This is a genomic window from Nocardia alni (genome assembly GCF_019038435.1).
GTDB classification, from domain to species: domain Bacteria; phylum Actinomycetota; class Actinomycetes; order Mycobacteriales; family Mycobacteriaceae; genus Nocardia; species Nocardia alni.
In genome coordinates, this window is the sequence record NZ_JAGPOX010000036.1 from 21,340 (window position 1) to 40,005 (window position 18,666).

At 63.2% G+C, this 18,666-nt stretch carries 13 protein-coding genes and 1 pseudogene; 1 reads left to right on the top strand and 13 read right to left on the bottom strand.

All coding sequences use genetic code 11. The annotated features are described in order from the left end of the window. Window positions 1-2: 2 nt before the first annotated feature. From JZ791_RS16075 to JZ791_RS16125, 11 genes are all read right to left on the bottom strand, one after another. Window positions 3-332 carry a WXG100 family type VII secretion target gene (locus JZ791_RS16075; RefSeq protein ID WP_216895632.1) on the bottom strand — a complete coding sequence of 110 codons (330 nt, stop codon included), beginning with the start codon at window positions 330-332 and terminating at the stop codon, window positions 3-5. 230 nt (window positions 333-562) lie between these two features. Beyond that, complete coding sequence (locus tag JZ791_RS16080; RefSeq protein WP_216895634.1) at window positions 563-1,423, bottom strand: helix-turn-helix domain-containing protein; 861 nt, start codon at window positions 1,421-1,423, stop codon at window positions 563-565. Between the two features lie 206 nt (window positions 1,424-1,629). Beyond that, window positions 1,630-2,073, bottom strand: a complete 444-nt coding sequence (locus JZ791_RS16085) for a hypothetical protein (RefSeq protein WP_216895636.1) — start codon at window positions 2,071-2,073, stop codon at window positions 1,630-1,632. 107 nt (window positions 2,074-2,180) lie between these two features. Then, window positions 2,181-3,089 carry a helix-turn-helix domain-containing protein gene (locus JZ791_RS16090; RefSeq protein WP_216895638.1) on the bottom strand — a complete coding sequence of 303 codons (909 nt, stop codon included), beginning with the start codon at window positions 3,087-3,089 and terminating at the stop codon, window positions 2,181-2,183. After that, complete coding sequence (locus JZ791_RS16095; protein WP_216895640.1) at window positions 3,083-3,517, bottom strand: hypothetical protein; 435 nt, start codon at window positions 3,515-3,517, stop codon at window positions 3,083-3,085. Before JZ791_RS16095 ends, JZ791_RS16090 begins: the two co-directional genes overlap by 7 nt. Window positions 3,518-3,612: 95 nt before the next feature. Beyond that, complete coding sequence (locus JZ791_RS16100) at window positions 3,613-4,164, bottom strand: hypothetical protein (protein ID WP_216895642.1); 552 nt, start codon at window positions 4,162-4,164, stop codon at window positions 3,613-3,615. A gap of 88 nt (window positions 4,165-4,252) precedes the next feature. Then, entirely contained in the window at window positions 4,253-5,038 is a 786-nt protein-coding gene (locus JZ791_RS16105) for a hypothetical protein (RefSeq protein WP_216895644.1), read from the bottom strand. A 722-nt stretch (window positions 5,039-5,760) separates the two neighbouring features. Beyond that, a complete protein-coding gene (locus tag JZ791_RS16110; RefSeq protein ID WP_216895646.1) occupies window positions 5,761-6,462 on the bottom strand; it encodes a hypothetical protein in 702 nt (233 codons plus the stop codon). A gap of 99 nt (window positions 6,463-6,561) precedes the next feature. Next, window positions 6,562-7,386, bottom strand: a complete 825-nt coding sequence (locus tag JZ791_RS16115) for a phosphotransferase (protein ID WP_216895648.1) — start codon at window positions 7,384-7,386, stop codon at window positions 6,562-6,564. 106 nt (window positions 7,387-7,492) lie between these two features. Continuing rightward, the gene (locus JZ791_RS16120) at window positions 7,493-8,854 is read right to left on the bottom strand and encodes an NsdA family TPR-like regulatory protein (protein ID WP_216895650.1); all 1,362 of its coding nucleotides are present in this window, start codon (window positions 8,852-8,854) and stop codon (window positions 7,493-7,495) included. 282 nt (window positions 8,855-9,136) lie between these two features. Then, entirely contained in the window at window positions 9,137-14,386 is a 5,250-nt protein-coding gene (locus tag JZ791_RS16125; RefSeq protein ID WP_216895651.1) for a hypothetical protein, read from the bottom strand. A 326-nt stretch (window positions 14,387-14,712) separates the two neighbouring features. Between JZ791_RS16125 and JZ791_RS16130 the strand changes: the two genes are divergently transcribed. Continuing rightward, the gene (locus tag JZ791_RS16130; protein ID WP_216895652.1) at window positions 14,713-16,428 is read left to right on the top strand and encodes a DUF6119 family protein; all 1,716 of its coding nucleotides are present in this window, start codon (window positions 14,713-14,715) and stop codon (window positions 16,426-16,428) included. 157 nt (window positions 16,429-16,585) lie between these two features. Here JZ791_RS16130 and JZ791_RS16135 read toward each other — a convergent pair. Then, window positions 16,586-17,488 (bottom strand): annotated as a pseudogene (locus JZ791_RS16135) (transposase); the annotation flags it as partial. Next, window positions 17,427-18,638, bottom strand: a complete 1,212-nt coding sequence (locus tag JZ791_RS16140) for a hypothetical protein (protein ID WP_216895654.1) — start codon at window positions 18,636-18,638, stop codon at window positions 17,427-17,429. The gene JZ791_RS16140 and the pseudogene JZ791_RS16135, both read right to left, overlap by 62 nt. Window positions 18,639-18,666 lie beyond the last annotated feature (28 nt).

The following is an 18,666-nucleotide window of genomic DNA, read 5'->3' on the forward strand; positions in this document are numbered from 1 at the left end:
GGTCAGATGCCTGGGAGGTTGAGGCTGGATCCGGTTCGGGTGATCGCCTGGGCGTGGGCGTTGTCGGTGGTGAGGAATCCGGTGGCGGTGGTGCGCAAGGCATCAGCGTCGGTGGCGAACGAACCGATCACCCGCCGGGCAGCGTTTTCCCAGTCCGTCCAGGGGGTTTCGTGGGATGAGGCGGCGGTGCCGGACCACTCTGGGCCGATGAACGCGCGCACGGCGCGCATGTGGGTATCGACCTTGTCGGCGAGTTCCTCGACGGTCTTGTCCAGCCCTTGCGCAGTGGCACGCAGCGCTTCGGGATCTACATCGGCACGACCAGACAACACAAGCCCCCTCCTGCTACCACTGGCTCATCGAATCTCCACTATAGAGTCGGGCTACCGGGCCGCCCAGCGGAGCAGACCAATCGCGCTGCGGTTCGGGTTCGCATGCGCTGAGAACCGGCCCGCTGACGCCTGCTTGTGCGAATATCCTGTGATCCCGCTGGTGAGCGTTCCTGGGGAGCACAGTTGACAGGACCCGTGGTTTGTCGACTTGATCGAAATCATGGGGCAGGTCATGAGTGACCGTGTTTGTCGGCCGCGATGTCCAAGAGCAATTTTGCGCTGGCGTCCTCGTCGAGTGCGACGTGGTGGATCTCGTTGACGGCGGTGCGGTAGGTGGTGATGTCGGTGTGGTGGTCGAGGTAGTGGGTGGAGGTGAGCCTGGGCAGGTGGACAACTGGTGGTTCTGTCAGTTCGGGTATCGGGTGTTCAGGGAATTCCAGCAGGTCGAACGCGCCGACGAGCAGGCCCGGATGGATACCGGCGTGCTGGGGAACGATGCGTATGGACACGCCCGGCTGTTCGCCGAGAGTCACCAGATGCGCGAGTTGATCTCTGCGTACCTGGGGGCCGCCGGGCAGATCGCGTACTGCGGTTTCGCGCAGGATCACCCGCACGTCGACGGTATCGGGGGCGCGATCCAGTAGATGCTCGTGCCGATGGTCGAGGAATTCGAGCATGCGGTCCACCTCGTCGCGCGGGAGGTCGGAGGACTCGGCACGCGCGAGCGCTCGCCGGTACCCAGGTGTCTGCGCCATCGGCGGGATGAGGTCTGGGTGAAAGGTCGTCACGCGCTGTGCATGGTCTTCCCAACCCAGCAGCAGCTCGATCTCGTCTGAGACGAGATCCTTGCAGTCATACCACCAGCGCGGATTCTTTACCCCCTGCGCGAGTGTCAAAAGCGCTGCGGTCATCTCGTGAGAGGCGCCGTACAGGTGGCACAAGGCCATGACGTACACCCGTTTCACAATTCTGGTCTTCTGCCCGATTTCCATGCGCCATAAGGTTTGCGGGGAAATCTCCATCGCCTCGGCCGCAGTTGCAGCCGATACCTCGGACGCCTCCCGCAGCTGTTTCAACCCGCGGCCCAGCATCCGCCGCGATACGACCGAGCTGGTCACAGTAATGCCTCCTGGCAGGGTTGTTCCAGGTGCGGAGGACTGACCGGGGACGGGTAGTGGTGTTGCGCGATGCATCGGTGGGGATGTCATGTCGGCCACCGCGTTTGGTTCCGGGGCGCGGGCTGTGACGGCGAGTCGCTGACCGTCGTCCAGGTGGTTGTTGGTGGATCGGGCGGCGGTCATTCGTGGAGTCCTGGAAAGTCGGCGGTGCGTGTGGTGGGTGAGTGGCGTGCGGGGAGTGTGTGTGGGTACAGCTTTCGGTGCTGGCGGGTGTAGGCCGCGCGGGCGGTGATGAACGCGACGGTGGCTTGCTGGTGCCCGTCAGCCTCGCCGGGGGCGGTACTGGGTGTGGTGCGCCGGTACTGCTGCCAGGCGCGGGCAACCCGGTCCACCAAAGGGCCCAGGGCACAATCTGCTGCGGCGTGGTTGATCCGGTCGATCAAGTGAGCGCGCACGACATCGGCGATGTTGGCGATCCCTACTTCCGACAACACGTTGGCGCCGGTTACTCCGTCGTCGGTGGTGACTATGTCCGGGGTGATCCAGTGATCGACGGTGGCCAGTAGGAACGCAGCCTGCAGGATGGGCCGGGCCGGGCCGGCGACAGGCACAGTGCCGGTCATCGCGGCGACCAGCTCTCGGATCGCAGGTACCGCTGAGGGCGAGGGCGACCGCCGGATGCAGGCGGGTGAGACCGGATTCATTGTGGGCGGATGGGGCTTTTTGTGCATCACCGATACCGTGCTGCAATCTGACCGATCAGAGTCCTGGAGTGTTCCTCGTCCAGTGCGACGCGGTGGATATCGGTGACCGCCGCACGGTAGGGCCGGACCTGCTCGTCGCGTTCCAGGTACGCGGCGGTGGGGAATACCTCCGCGTAGATGATCGGGGGCTCGGGCAGGCCGGTCGCGGCAAGCGGACCGAACTCCAACACCGAGAACGCTCCGGTGTGCAGCCCGGTGTGGCTCCCGGCCTGCGACGGAATAACGCGAATCGACATGGTCGGCAACTTGCTCAGAGTTTCGAGGTGGCCCAGTTGTCGGCGCATTACCGTCGCACTGTCGATCGGATGTTCGAGCACGCATTGCAACAGGAACACGTGGATACGAGCACCGGTACCGGACAGTTGTTGTTGGCGCCGCGCGGCCAGTTCCACGCGTCGCTGGATGTCCGGTGTCGAGTCCAGCGGGTGCGCGGTCTGCTCGACTGCGTGGCAATAGCCAGGGACCTGCAGCAGGGTCGGGATCAAGGTGGTGTGGAACAGCGTGAGTGTGCGGGTGGCTTGTTCCAGGGCGATACGGCGGCTGTCGTCGTCCGAGCACAGGTCCGCGTACGCCGACCACCAGTAGCCGGACCTCGTGCGACCCTCCCGGATCTGCTGTGCCAGGGCTACCAGCACCTGCTGGTCCTCGGCGCTGACCCTGTAGGCGTCGCACAGAGCGGCCAGGTTCGGGGGCGAGAGCTTCACGGCCAGGCCCTCTTCGAGTCGTCCCATGGACTGCGGGGACATGTCCACCACCCGCGCCCCGGCCGACTGAGACATCCCCACATCGACACGCAGGGCGCGCAGGCGCCGCGCGAGGGACCGTCGCGCCAGGATCGCTGCTGCAGTGCGGTCCGGCCGAGTTGTGTTCACCATCCCAGCGACCTCCGCACCCGTCCCAGACTCTCGGTCGCGGCCCACTCCAGGATTTCCAACACGAACATGGTGTCCTCGTCGCGGCCGGGGTGACGCAGTGCCGGACCGAAACCGCTGTAAATGCCGCGGGCGGCATGCGGATGTGAGAACCAGACGAAGCCCTCGATCCGACGGATATAGCATTCACCGATCCACCGCACGAACACATCGATGGTCTCGAATCTCGCCGGGTCCGTGGCCGTGTCCTCGGTTGGGAAGAAAACCGGAAATACCGCGCAGATACGCTCGATTGCCGGATCTCCCCAGAATGGTTCCGGTAGTCCGGGAATCGTCACCGTCGCGAAGTGCGTCAGTCGGGTGTCCATGTCGTCGAGCCACGCGCCCCATGCGGGCGACTCGAACGCGGTCGAATTTGTCAGCTCATCCATGACAGAGAACCTCGGTCCTTCGATTATGAAGATACAAATGACATTTCATGAGAAGCGAAATACGGCAAAGAACCCGGACGAACTTCGACCGGCGGTCACCCGTTGATACGTTCGGCCTCTGGGGCCGGATCACCGGCTGCAAGCCGGGTTGCGCGGCCGGATTGCCACCACACGCTGCACCACTCGCTCAAACCGGCGTGCAGGCTGGCCCACACCCGGCCGTCGCGGGCGCGCAGGGCGCGGTGGACCCAGTCGGTGACATGGATGCGGGCGTCGGTGTACTCGAACACGATCGTCGCGCGTATACGGTCCGGGTGCTCGGGGGCGGGGTCGTTGTGCCAGTACCCGTCCAAGCTGGCGACCAAGACTTCGCCGAAATACCGCGCGTATCGCTCCACTGCCAGCCGGTCACACCCTGCGAGGAATGTCGCAATTGGTTCGGGGACAGTGGATTCGGGGAATAGCGCCAGCAGGCTGTGTTCGGCGGCATGCAGCCCCGCGCTGGAATACCGGTCCGCAGGCAGCCGGACCTCGCTGTAGAACTGCTCGAGGCACCGAGTGCGCTGGCCTAGCCATCCTTGCCATGCATGGGTGAGCGGAGTGTCGATGAATCTGGTTTGGGTGTTTCGGTTGCCACTGTTGATCACCCTTGCTCTCCTGCGGTGGCTGTGGCGAGCGCTGTGTTCACCTGGGGCTGGTGCTCGATGAACACCACGTGCCGCTTGTCAGATTTGGTCATCGCCGCTCTTCCCGCTGGGCAATTTCGGCGAGCGCGAGAACAACCTGGGCGAACGTCGGCAGCTGATCGTCCGTCGGTGTCTGGATCCAGCAGCGATCCGAGGATCCCGGGGTAGGCAAGCGAATGAGTAGGCCCGGGTACGCCAGCGCCATCACCTCGTACGACCGGTACAACTCAACGGTCGTCTCGGCGATATCGATGTCCGAGGACGGGCATTGGGTGAGGAAGATGCAGGTGCGGTGGTCGGTGAACATTGGTCCGCACTGTTCGCGCAGTTCGGCATGGATTTTTCTGGCCAGAGTGCGGGATGTCATCAGTCCCACGACCTGCCCTGCGGGGACCGCCAGGGCCGTTCCGTTCTGGGTACGCACCGTGCACAGGCCGAACGTATCCAAGTATACCTTCGCACGATCGTCGATCAGACGATCGCGGACCAGATCGGGTGCTATCGATTGATCTGGATTTAATAGTGGTGCAATGGCTTTCGGTGACACGAGTGTGGTCGACACTGTGGCTCCTTTATCGGTAACGGTGGAATTCGCGATTTGAGGTGGAGTGTCCGCACACCGCGGCGGTGGCGTGGTGTCGGAGCAGGGATCCCATAGCCGTGCGCACGGCAATGAAATCTGATCCGGGCGAACGTCGTCGTCCACACGGACATTGATCTGGTCGACGTTGGCCAGATCGGCAGCGACCTCGTTGACCTGTTTGGCAGGGCCTTGGTAATCCAGATGGAGGGGCCCGGAGTCCAAGTGCAGATGTCGCCGCGCCGCCGGTGTCATCGACGGGGTGCCCCCTTGCGAGAGGGGCGCCGTGGTGATGTGCGCATGCGGCTCTGCTGTTCGGCTTGGAACCGGCGTAGGAGGGCAGCCACCGAATCGCGATCATCGGTGACCGGCCACCAGCACACGAGGCCGATTGTCACGGCGCAGACCACGGCGAGCACCCCGAACGCGAGCAAGAAATACCCGATGCTCGTCATCGTCTGTCACCGCCCGATCGGTAAATGCAGCATCGTCAGTCCTCCCCGGCCTCGCTCGACAGTGCAGCCCCGGCAGAGAGTTGAGCTCGGCAGCCAGGCGGACAGTTGCTGTGCTGGCCCCACAGCCGACGCGCGGTGGCCCAGTCCAGGCCGTCGGGCTCATACATGCACTCGGAAGGGTTATTCTTTTGCACCACAACAAGATCCGATGTCATTTCCGCCACCACTTCGGTGCTGCATAATCGGGCGTGATGCGTTTAGCGGCGATCAACGTCTTGTAAGCCGCGCGCTTGCGGGCGCAACTGTGCTCGTGATGCAACTGCATCGCACAGCCCGCCTCGACGATCGTCAGCGGACGCGTCGGTGTCGCACAACTCCGCGCGGTTGGCCGCCGAACCGGCCTGAGCTGGCATCCAGCGTGACACGACCGACGGCGCGGCGTGATCGGCCATATGCGGCCGATTCCCGCTCCGCTCAGCGCTGTCGCGACGACTGTGACGAGGAACGGCCGGGCTACCTTCGTTACTCCCATGGTTGGCTCACCTCATGCAGCCCAGTGCTGGGCAGGTGCGACGACGACCCGGTTGAATCGGTGAACGGTCGAGCAGTCCGACCGCCCGAATTCGGTGCCGCACGTTCGACGGAGAGCGGGCTCGCTGCGTTGCAGGGATCCGCGAACAAGACGGTAATGCGCTGGCGCCCGTGTGAAAGGTATTGCAGTACAGCGTCTCGAGCTGGATCAGGCAGCGGGATGTGCTCGGCGGACGGCATGACGATGGTGCCGCCGTTCTTGCGAAGGTTGGATACGAGATTCCAGAAGACCGGATTCGGTGCAATGCTCAGCAGTTGATTTGGAGCGATGTCGCTGCTCGCCGCGACCTCGATCAGCCACGAGGGCAACTGCATTTGCGGGGGTCTTCCAGCCAAGGGCGGCAGTGCCTCGGTAGGCGCAGGTGGCATCGGGTCGTAAACGAACCGGTCAAGGTACCCGTCATGCTGGACGGCGACTACGACGAGGCGTCGCCACAGATGATCTGGTTGCTCAGCAGTCCGCCACAATTGCGCGTACCCGGCCATGGGTGCTGGCATATCTCGATGCAGTGCGCCAACCTCGGGCAGTGCAGCTTCGCGCGCGTCGAGGCTTCGGTATGCACTGTCGCCAGGTGCACGAACCTGGCTCAGGGGCTCACCGAAGGTGGTAGCGAGCCTTCCGATGTCGATCATGCATCGAGTCAAGCCTTGGAATCCGTGGCATTGCCATGGCAAGAGGCAAGGCAAGATCGGGCAGATTCGGGCACGTCGCGATCAGGCAGGCTCCAGAGTCTATTGGTAACGGTGCCAGGTGACTGTGGTGTCGCCGCGCCGCAAAGAACCCAGCCGGTGAGCGTGTTCGGCGGCAACTTCCGGGCGGTGGCTCAGGTTCGGCAGGACGCTGGTGACCATGATCAGTTCCCGGATATGTTGCAGGACTGGCCAATACGATTCCTCGCGGACATCTGCTCCATAGGCGTCGACGAACTGTCGATAGAACGGTTCGCGGGAGAATCGGGTCGCGCCGACAGCTTGTGGAACCAGATCCCACAATATGGGTCCGATGCCGGTTTCATCGAGATCGCACAGGATGGCACGTTCGCCATCGGCTAGCAGGTTTCCCAGGTGCGGGTCACCGTGAATTACACCGAACGGCATGGCGCGCTGCCATTTTCGATAGGTTTCCTCAGCCGTGTCCCACTCTTCGCGTAGCCACGCGAGGTCTGCGGCGGACATTGCGGAATCCGCCTCGGCGAGCCGTTCACGGGCGATGCCGAACGGATCCCATTGCGGCATCGCCGAGTCCGGCTGCAACGTATGCAGCGCACGAAGTGGGCGCGCCAGGTCCGCGGCTGTCCATGTTCGCCGGGCGTCGAGTTCGTCCCAGAATGTGAAGGTGAACCGGTCCGCGATGTCGATGGGTTGGTCGCCGTCGAGCAGTTGGACGGTGGGTGCGTCGCGGTCCTCCAACCAGCTGGCGACGGTGACCAGGCGCCGGCCCCGGGTACGCCCGAGGGCGCCGGCTGCTACACGTACGACGACCGGCGCGGTGACCAGTCGGAACACGGCATTAACGGAGTACTGGATAAGTTCGGCTCCGTCGGCGTCGAGGTCCATCCGGGCACAGGCGTCGGTAAGCGCAGCCCGTAGCTCGGCGGCGTGTCCCGGGGAGAGTTGCGTCGCCACACCGCCATCGTAAGGACTCGATCGAGATCTTCTGCGCTCACGGTGACGGCAGCGCCAGCTGGCCCACCTGGTGGCATACGTCGCGTACGTCCGAATAGTCCCGCAGGCCGGTCGCCGCGGTGGCCATCGATCTCAGCCGGTCCAACGCGCGAGCGCTGAGTACCGCGCCGGTCATCCCCAGCGCGGTGGCGCCGGAATCGATCGCGTTCTCGCGGTCACGCAGGCGGAAACAGCCGGTGGCGATCGTCGTCAGGTCGAACAGGAGGCTGCGGCGCGGCCGATCGGGCTGCGACGCTCGTAGTGATGCTCGGGCGGTGTCGACCGCGATAATCGCGTACCGGTCGGCCAGGGCGACGCTATCGGTGGCTGCAGCGAACTCGTTGTATATCACCGCGGTCAGGCCGGTGTATTCGCCGGAAGTGAAGAAGACTTGCGTCCAGGGATCGATGTCCTGTTCGTCGACCAGGCTCATTTCATGCTCAGCGCGTGCCAGCGAGTCACGCATCTGCCGCTCGTTGCCCATCATCGCGTGCGCCCACGCCGAATTCGAGTACAGGCGAGCGGATTCGGCGCGGTTCGCAGCGTCCTGTGCCGAGATCTGCCCCAGCTGGAACAGTCGTAGCGCGGACTTCGGCTGTCGCTCGAACAGACTGATTCTGCCCAGCACGTAGAAGATCGACGCGGCCAAGCTGTCTGCTCCGGCCTGTTGCGCATACAGGAACGCCAGCGCCAAGTAGCAGCGGGCACGGTGCTGCTCGCCGGCGTCGTGGTATGCCCAGCCGGTCAACCTGGCCAGCGAGGCCAGGGCCATACTCATAGCGGTTGCGGTCGCGTCGTCCTGGCAGCCGTGCAGCAGGTGCTCCGTCGAGCGTAAGAGTCCCTCGGCAGCATCGACGACTGCGAGACCGCCATGACGCTGATCGACGCTGCGCAGACTGGCGGTGACGAGGCGGACGTGCTCGACGTCGGGCGGGCCCACATCCTCCGGAGTCGGTCTCGCGGCGAGCATCGGTTCCGGCAACCATGGTGTGAGGTCGGCCGGCGAACCGACCGCAGCCGCTGCGATCGCGCCCAGGAAGTCCTGATCGTTGGCGGGAGTCTCGACATCCACTGTGACGGCGGTCTGTACCTGCACGACGGAAGCGCGACAATCGCCTGCTTCAGGGGCACCGATTGCACGAAAGAGCCGCTTGTACACCGCAGTTGGCGTCTTGACGTCGCCCTGTTCCCATCGGGTGACCAACCGCTCCCCGCACGAGACGTTCACCTTCATCTCGCCGCCCTTGCGGTTCAGCAGCTCGGCGAACTCTGCACGACTGAGTTGCAGCACGTCCTCACGGAAGTGCTGAAGTTGGTTGCCCCACTCGGATTGTTCAGGTAATGGCTGGTACTTGGCCATTGAGGTGCCTCCTACCCAGATAACGCCAGGTTATCGCAAGCACACGATGGTGAAGTAGGTTTCTGCCCAGCGGCGGTGTCGATCCAAGATCAATTCTCGACAACCTAATTCCGTGGTATCTCCGGCATCGCAGTGGTCGATACCGTCCCTGCGCGCCGATCTCTCGAGGCGCTGCGCGGCTCGCCCCGGATCGCTCGCCCGGCGGCATGAGAGTGCGTGCCGGTCAAAGCCCCAGGGAGGTCTGTCGAGCACGTTTTGTCACTTGGGTTGGGCGGGTCAGCGTTACTCGTCCAGTTGTTGGAGTCTCACAGCCGCTCGGTCGCCGGCGGCGGCCAAGCCATCGATGATCCGGTGATAGCGGCTCTTTGTCTCCGCGACGATCACCCCGTTGTTGCGGAGGCCCGTTAGCCACTCCTCCAGAAGCCAGAGATGGTTGGCGATTAGGTGATAGTGCCCATCGATGATCGACTCGATCCACTTAAGCGCTGTCGTCGTTTGCCACTGCACGGGCGCGCTGTTTGCGAGCTTGATCACGGCGTCGACGGCTTTTGGTTCCCAACGGGCGAGGCGTAGCCAGCGGTCGGCGAGTTCGCCGAGAGTCTCGGGGTGGAGCCAGTTTTCGCGGCACCGCGAGAGGGTGCCGTCGATGTCTGGATCCCATGATCTAGCGTGCGGTGCGGGGAGCAGGGCCGCGGTCATGTAGTCGAACCAGCGGTGTTTCGAACGCAAGGTGGCTGCGTCACCGACGCTGTTTAGAGCGACCTCCATGGCCCACGGCCAGAAGTCGACGATGGACCGTCGAAGTTTGTTGTCGTAGGTGAAGACGGTCGCGAATCCCTCGAAAAGCATGTGCAATGCCTGCGAGTCCGCGGCACACGCCTCGATGTGAGCCCTGACGGGGTCCCGGTCACCGTCGAGCGCGACCTCGATCATGCGGTGGGCGATCGGCTCGTGGGCTGCCTGTTCGCGGTGGTCGTATCCTTTTTTCCACCAGTGAGCGAGGCTTCTGCGATGGGCGTCCCAGAGCGGTGCCCAGAGATCGCCGACAGCGCCCTGAACACAGATGACCAGTCGGGCGTCAATCATGCATGCCAATGGCATGCGCAGTCGATTGACCATGAGTTGGTCGTCGGTGATGGCCAGGAGCGACTCGTGGAATGGCATAGACAATGGCTCTGATTCGCCCCGCTGCGTTTCTTGGCTCCACGGGCCCAGCCTGCTGTCGATCAGGCCTGCTGTTGCGGCGACCCAGGCCGGCTGGTGCCGACGGCATTGGCCTGTACTTTGATCGATATCGCACGGGGCGGCCCACACCGGCTCGCAGCCTTTGACGTAGATCGCGCGTACCTCGTCGAAGAGACTCGTCGCGAGGGATCGCAGGCAGTTCTCGACACGCGACCGGTCTAGGTTCAGGTTGTCGAACGGTGCGAGAAGAAGCAGCGGCGCGGACGCTGCTGCAGCGCGGTCGGCACCCATCGGGAACATCGATCCGCTGTAACTCATCCCGTCAGTCTGCGGATTCTCGGCAGCCCAGATCACGGCATCCGCAGCCCAAATCACACTGGAGGTATCCATCGTCACAAGGCCCAACGCATGGGCTCGCAGGGCTGCTGCGGCGACGCCCACGATGGCGTTCTCCGGCCACAGCATGCCTTCAGGAGCCTCGTCGTTCACAAGGCGGCGGGCGGTCGCAAGGTCCTCAGAGAGGCTCTCCACAGGCCAGCTTTCCGGGGCCTCGTTATAGCGCGCGTAGCGGTTCTGGAGGCCATACAGAACGCTCCTCGTCTGAATGTCTGCGTCGCGGGGCGCAAGCACTTTCTCGATCCGCTTTGGTCGCTCGAATTCGACAACCATCTGTTCGCCGGCCCGGCTGGCCCGATAGTTCTCGATGCGGAAATGTTCGGCCCAACTCTCGACCATTGCCAAGTATTCGATGTTGCCGGTCCCGTCCTCGCCAAGCTCGGCCCGAGCAGTTTCGATGAGTTTCGTGCCGACCGCTTGGAGTTGGGCGAGTCGCTCATCGTCAGAAGTGAGTCGAGCGTTGACCACCATCGCACCAACGGTCTCCTGGAAGGTGCGCCTGCGCCGGTCAGATCCGGTCAACTGGTCGGCATCGGCATCTCGGACACGAAACCCGTAGTCGCCAGTGACGCGAGCAGCCTCAAAGTGCCAAATGTCGGGGGATGCCAGAAAGGGGTCTAGAAGTGCGTCGGTCGTGTCGGGATGGCGGGTCAGGAAGCCCACCGCAAGACCAGGCATCGCGAGGTTGTGACAGTCGTGAAGTAGACGTTCGATGATCGTTTGGGCGGGAAGGTTCAGATTCTCCAACAGGTGGTCAATGAAGCGCTCCAGCGCGAGGAGCGCGCTCATGCACACATACGGTCCGACACTCGTGCCGCGATACCACGCCCAGACGTGACTGTCGCCGACATATCGCCGCCGACCAGTCCCGAGCAGATCTAGATATACGCCTTCCAGGTCTTCAGGGTCGTCGGAGTGGTCCCCGCGGGTTGACGGCTTCGCAACTCGGAATCTTGCAGCGTGGTCAAGCATCCGGTTGATGAAGCCGATCGTGTCTACAGGGATCGTGTTGAGCAAGCGAAAAAAAGGACCGTAGTACCAAGCGGCCTGGGGCATGCCGAATCCCGTACCAAATCCGTGCTTGAAGCCTCGAATGCCATCGTCGAAAGGACTGGCACCGCCCCAACGATCATGTGGGTCCGGCGTTTCGAGGTAGTAGGCCTCTGCAAGATCCAGCAGTAGTTTCGGTCGGGTCCGCGACATACTGACTGAGATAACCGTCGACTCCACAGCGGGGCCGAGATGCGCTGGCCTGTCTTCGGCGACGTCACGAAGCCATGCCTCCGCTCGGTCATCGATGTCTGCCCCCAGAGAGGCGAGCGCCTCGACTGCGAAGTCGCCGTGGAACGACGGGGCGCCGTCGAGCACGATGTTGCGGATGTCCTGACGAAGTGGATTTGGCGCGAGGCAGGTGTTCGCCATTCCACATAGCCAGGCCAAGACGAGGTCGTGGATGACTTCATGGACGGCTTGACGGGCGAGCCGTCCTCCGGGTCCGACCTCTGGTCGTTCGCAGAAGGCGACCTTCACCAGCGGTGCAAGTGCGAAAGCGTCACCGATCGTGCCGCTCACATATCGCGCCTTAGCGAGGCGGAGCAACGTCACGAGCCCAGCACCGTCATTTTTTGTCAGCGCCCCCCACAACTCGCGGATTGCCGACTCAGCGTCTCCGAGTGTTAGAAGGGCTTCGTAGGGAACCTCCGACCATCTCTCGCCGTGAGCATCGGCGATCTCGATGAATCTCGTCGACAGGTGAGCCCAGCTAGTCGTGGTGCTCCGGTCGAGCAGCGCAACCTGGCATCCAAGGCGAACCGCACGGATCGACCAGCGCGGGGCTCCAGCCGAAGCGAGGGGCTCCCATCCGTTTGTGATGAAAAGACGACAGAGCGCGAAGTCACGGAATAGATCGGTTGCGAATTCATCACCAGGCGAAAAGGCAGGGTTGTCAGACACTCGGAGGACCCCGTCTGAACGAAGCTCGGCGGAGCCGGTGCCATGGGGCGGGTCGGCAGCGATGCCGAGGGTTCGTTTGGCCACGCTTAGGGCAGCGTGTTCGCGATCATCTGGGGACGCAGTGTTCAGGGCACGGATTTCGTCCCGCCGAATGAGGTTCCGCCACACTGCGGAGAACACGTCCGCTTCGCACAGCAAGTCGGCTGGATCGAGCGTCTCGCCGGTTCGTAGCAGTGCGTCGACCAGGCCGGGCCGGCCAAGCAGCCAACTTGCGCGTGAGTCACTATCCAGGCGCGCGAGTGCTCCGAAAGTTGCCGGAAGCGCTCGGCGCTCGTCGGCAGCCAACGGCCCTACAACGTGTTTGGCCGTAGCTCCGGTTGATCCGGCTAGCTCGCTTGCGCGCGTCAACTCGTCGTGGACTTGGCGGAAGCCATCGGTTCGAGTGACGGCGACGACGCCGACCCCGGCCCTGAGGGCGGCTGCCGCGACAGTTCGAAAAATCGTGCCCTTGCCTTCGAGAACGGCCTCCGCGCCATCGACCAGGAGAAGTCTGATGGGTCGCACTTCCCAAGTTGCCAGGACGTCGTCGATGGCGGATCCGCCCAACTGGCTCTCGAATTCTGTCGGGCTATGAGGGAGATCGCGCAGGCTGAGGCTGACGACGGCTGCGTCCTCCATTTGAAGAGCCTCGACTGCGCGCAAAGACAAGGCAGACTTCCCGACATCTGGATCGCCGGTCACCACGAGAGTGCCAGCCGACGTGCCCACCGTCCGCAAGGCCTGAACGAGGCGCGATTTCTCATCGGCGCGCTCCAACTCCAGCGACTGCGAACCTGACCGCAAGGCCGGACGAGTCCCCTCCCGCAGTCGGACACCGAATCGGTCGATCGTCCTCCACGCGTTGGCAAACTTGGCCGATCTCGATAGTGGGTAGCTACTCAGGTGCCGGCGGATCACTGATTGTGTCAGTACCGCTCCGCCCGGTGCCCATGCCCCGACAAGCTCCTCGATCCGCGAGAACAATGCATCTGCTGTTGCGGGTGTGCCGTCGCGGAGCATGCGCTGCAGTGCAGCGACTGCCGCAGTTCTGTCTGTGCGGTCGGTCCTCTCCAAGCGAAGGCTTCGTGTGCTGAGACATGAGAGGAGCCGCCAGGTCAGCTCCTGCGAACTCAATCCGTTCGCTGTAGCCAGCCCGGCCGACGCTTGGCTGACCAGACTCTTGATACTGTCGTATCGCTTGCGGAGCTCGCTGTTAGTCCTTCCTTGCTGCGTCAAGCGGTCCGCCAGAGCTTCTGCGCTCGGAAGGTCCTCGGCGAGTTCGGCGAGTTCGGCGAGTTGCGTTATCGCGTTGGCGTTTGTGGACACTGCGAGGACGATCCGCCGCCGTCCCGAGGACGCCTCGGGCCAGTGGTCCAGGATTTCCACCAAGAAGTCCCGGAACAGGGGAACCGACTTGCTGTCGCTTGACGTAAGGGCAGGGTTCCGGCGAACGGCGATCGATGAGCAATGCTTTTCACCGTGAGCGTCACGACCCTCGATGAAGATGTCATCCACTTCGCTGGAATCGCTCGCCTGAAGCCGAATACAGTCGACCGATACAGCATCACCAAGCTCCGGAAGCGCGCCGCCCGCGAGGAATTCAGCAATCAGACATGCCGCATAAGAGTGCTCCAAGCGGACACCTCCACCGCCCGTCGAGTACGGGCTCGATGCGGCCGCAGACACTGTCTCAGCAGACATCGTCTCCGCCAGCCAGTCGCTGATTGAAGGGTTCGAGACCGTGAGCTGCCACAGTGTCGCCCTCCCCGACTTCCTGGACGTCGCGAACCCAGCCGCCGACAGCGTGAACAACGCGTCGTTTGCGGTGGTTGGAGATACACCCAGGGCGCTAGCGATTTTTCGTCCCGAAAGCGGAGTCGTGCTCGCGGCAAGCACCTTCAGGGTGCCGTATTCGTTCTCGCTGAGTGTTGCTTGAAGGGCCTCTCCGGCGGTTGCCATAGCAGCATCGTAACAGTCTATGTCCAGCAAATCTGGACATAGACCCTGTCCGTCGTTATGCTTGCCACCGCAAGATTCTTTTCATTGCGGTCCGACGATAACTGAACACCTGCCGAACGACGCCGAGGCCCTAGCCGGAAGCGGAACTCCCAGCAGGGCCTCGGGTGTGTCTTGGTAGGACTCCTCGATGCTACGTCACCCTGTGGCACTCCGCGCGCGGAGTGCCACAGGGTGATTTCTGACCGAGTTGCGCTCACCGGTGACATCCGTCTCCTCGGAGTCCCGCACAACGGCCCTCCTTCACCCGAGGCCGGAATGGAGTGAGCGTGACTGATGAAAATCAAGGCGAGGACAGCGCAAAACCACCAAGGACCGCCACTTGGTGGTCGAGCCTGCATCGTCTGATCGACCCCACCGACGGCCCCGCCAACCTGCGCACCTTCGTCCGCGCGAAGTACCTCCACAACGACAACTACGAGATACGGGAGTTCAGCCACGACGGGCTCACAGGACTGTTGGTCAGCGGAGCGAACCCTCCAGAGCGCTCTGAATGGTGCCCGGCCGCGCAAGGACTGACCGGCCTTCGCGTATCGGTGAACACCAATCAGACCGGAGGCTTGTTACTCACTCGCTCCACCGGCAGGCTCTACGCCCTGACCTACGGCAGCCTCGGGCACCATATCCTCGACCCTGCCTACCGCGACGACGACTTCGGAGTCGGGTTCGCCGTCCGCTGCCTCGACGAGAACGATGTCACCCGGTTCCGCAGCGAGATCATGGATCGCCGCGGCCGTGTCGAGGATTACACCATGCTCGGCGGCAGTGACGTCGCTGGCTTCGGTCTCGATAAGTTCAGCTCGCTGGTCCGCAGGATCTGCGGCAGTGCGCATTTGGACCTCACGGCCAAGCCACATACGTCGCGCGCGGTGCGAGTCGAATGCTCCGGCCATGCGATCAAACTGCCGCTCGCCACCACTCCCGTTCAGTTCCTGACCGACCTCGCCGAAATCGAACGGATCTGCGACAAGGATGATCCGCTCGACGGACTCGCCTTTGTGCAGAAGTTCCGGAAGCTGAACAAAAACAGCCCGGCAGCCCTGGCCGCTGATCAGATCCTGGCGAAGCTATTGGGCAACCTCAACAACGCCCGGCTCGGGATCATTCTGCCCGACAACTGCGTCGACGATTACGGTACCGCGCAATCGTTTCGTATCACGCTGGGCAGCAGAACGACCGCGGTCGGCGACATCGACCTTGGTGCACTGCTGGCACAAATCCACGGCCGCGACGAACATCGCCGCGTCCCCGGGCTCCAGCAAGTTCGGATCACCATGTACAAGGATCAGGAGCAGACCGTACCGGTCGGCCCGGAAACCCGCGGTACCGACTGGCTGGTCGCGGAAGTGGAATCCGGCGACAACCGATATTACTACGGGCAGGGCTGCTGGCATGAGATCGGCGCCTGGTACCTCGATACGCTGCGCGAGGAGCTCGACGAACTTTTCACCGCTACAACCGATGTCACCATCCCGGCCTGGACGAAGGGCAGACGGCGAACCAGCGGATCGAAACAGGGCCAGGACTCTCACGACGAAGACTGGTTCAACCACAGGGTCGCCAAGCAGGCTGGCTACCAGCTGTTCGACAAGCAAAATTTCGTCACCAGCTTCTACCACGGTGGTGGGCTTGAGATTTGCGACATCCTCGGCCCCGACTGCGAGCTGATCTGCGTCAAGAAGGCCACCAGCAGCGCACCGCTGAGCCACTTGTTCGCACAGGCGGTCAACGCGGTCACGGTGTTGCGCACCGACAAGGAGGTCGCGAAGAAGTTCCGCGACAGCGTCGCGAGCCACAACCCGGATCACCCCATGGTCCATGACATCGGCACTCTGAAAGTTGTATTCGCGATTCTGCTCAACGGAGGCAAAGAGATTACCACCGACTCGCTGTTCCCGTTCTCGCAGATTTCACTGGTCAGGTCGATGAACGAGCTTCGCCGCATGAACGCCGAGGTCAGGGTGGTAACCATCAAAAGGTCGTAGGGCTACCGGTTCGTGTCACCGGATTGCCCGCCACCCCACAGACGTCGAAATGGCAGAGGGGATTCATACACGAGAAATCCCAAGCCGACCAGTGCCAAATCCGTTCCTCGACAACGGAGACGGTCGGTATCCGGCGTCATTGGCCACAGCGATCCGCTGCTGCGGCCAATAGTCCATGCCGTTGTGGTCGGTGAACTTGCGTGCGAGGGCGAGGCCGTTCGCGGCGGATGATGATCCGCATGCCCGGTGGCCAGCCGGCCAAGTCGATCAGGCCGGTGAGCTCGGCGACCGCGGCACCATCGCGTGGTTCACCATCAGCGTTGCAGGCGGGTGTCCATGCTTTCTCGGGTATGAGATCCAGTGCGGCAACGATGGTTCCGCTGAGCCCGAACCCGATCGAGTATTGCAGGCGGCGGGTGTGGCAGTAGGTGAGGAACTCGTGGGTGCCACCGCCGGCATCGGTCCGGACGAGGACTTTGCGGCCGACACGGTAACCCGGCTGCCAGGGCAACTGCTCGATCGCGTCGTGCAGGACGCGTTTGTGGTCGGCGGCGGTGTTGGAACTGGCGTTGCCCGGTCGCAGCAGGGCGGCGGCGGGTTCGCCTGTGCCGTCGGTGCCGTGGTCGATGAGCGCCAGCAGTGGGTGGAAGCCGTATCCACGTTTGAATGTTGGTGCGGCCTTCTCCTTTTCGCTGTGGGCTTCGAGAAGAGTGGCGTCCAGGTCGATGATCAGCGGATGGTCGCGGTCGATCCTGCGGTCCGGGGCTTGGTCACCGGCTTTCGACCACGCCGCCGCCCGCGCGGTGGCGCGCGCGGAAGCGATGGCGGACAACACTTTCGACGCATCAGCGGACAGTGCGGTGATCAACCGGGAGATCGTCGGATCAGAAGCGACCGGCCCGAACACCCCCGGCTGCGAACGGGGCACGGCCACGTCCGACACGCAGTCCGCGCCCGCAGCCACCGCGATCGCCAGATCCAGCACGGTCTTACCCGGATCATGCGTGGCCAAGGGTTTCCGACACAGCGCCAGCTCCTGTGACAGGCCCTTGACCAGGCCCGCTGGTGAGCTGTCGGAGGTGTGTGTACTTCGATCGGTAGTCCGCGGTGTAGCCGATTCCCCGGTTGTCGAGGAAGGTCTGTGTCCAGGTTTTGAGGTGGTCGAGTTCGCTGACGATCTGGCGTTGGCAGTCCCGGACGTCGCCGCGGGAGCGGATGTACTCGATCTCGAGCTGCTGTAGAGGTATTCGGTGGCCGGTGAAGGTGCAGCGGTCGGTCATGAGCGAGTAGATATGCCCGGTGTCGGCGCTCTCGAGCATGTCGTCGAAACGGATCCGATCGAAACCTCCCAGATAGCGGGCATCCAGACCGAGCCGTTGACGAACGTGGGTATCCATTTCGTCGAGGGTGGCGTGCGTCTGGGGCCAGTAGGTTTTACGTTCGACTCGGCGGAAGCCGTCGTGCTGAAACAGCTTGCGCTTCAACGTGTATCCGCCGTTGAGACGGGGAATGAACGAGAGGTAGCCGCGGTCGGTGTCGGCGGGTCCGGTGACTTCGAACATGTGATTGCGGAACTGCCAGAGTTCGAAGTCGTTCCGGTACTCGGCTCGATATCGGCGCAGGTCGCCGTGCCCGATCTCGTTGTGGATGTCGCGGGTCAGGCTGTAGATGTCCAGGTCCGGATCGAGGGTGAGTTTGTGCTCGTATTCGTAGTCCGGATCGTGTTTGAAGTACCAGCATTCATGGCTGCCAACGGTTTTCGAGTAGTCCGGTAGTTGGGCGAGCACCTGGTCGAGTGTGTCGGCTGACGGCTGTGGTTCGTGATGCTTCGTGGCTAGGCGGTCGACGCGGTGGAATAGTGCGTCGACCGGTCCGAGTCGGATCGGCAGGTAGACGTCCCATCCGTCGGGGCTGTCGTCGGCGAGCAGTGCCAGGGGCATCGCATCCGGCAGCTCTCGTGATTGGTGGACCGAAAGAATCAGGCCGTCATATCGGAGCGTCTCGTCGGCCGGAACCAGGCCGTTGCCCGCGCTGTAGTGGTAGACAGATGGTTCGTCGGGCAATTGGCGCCATGTGACGACGCGGGTGAAATGGCCCCCGTCGGCATGGATGCGGATGAGGCGGTGGACGCCGACCGAAGGGGCGCCGCCAGTTGGGTAGCGGGCCTGCCAGGGCCCGAAAAGCAGCCAGCGGGATCGTGATTCGGGCATGACGAAGACACCCCCGGGTGCGTTTAGC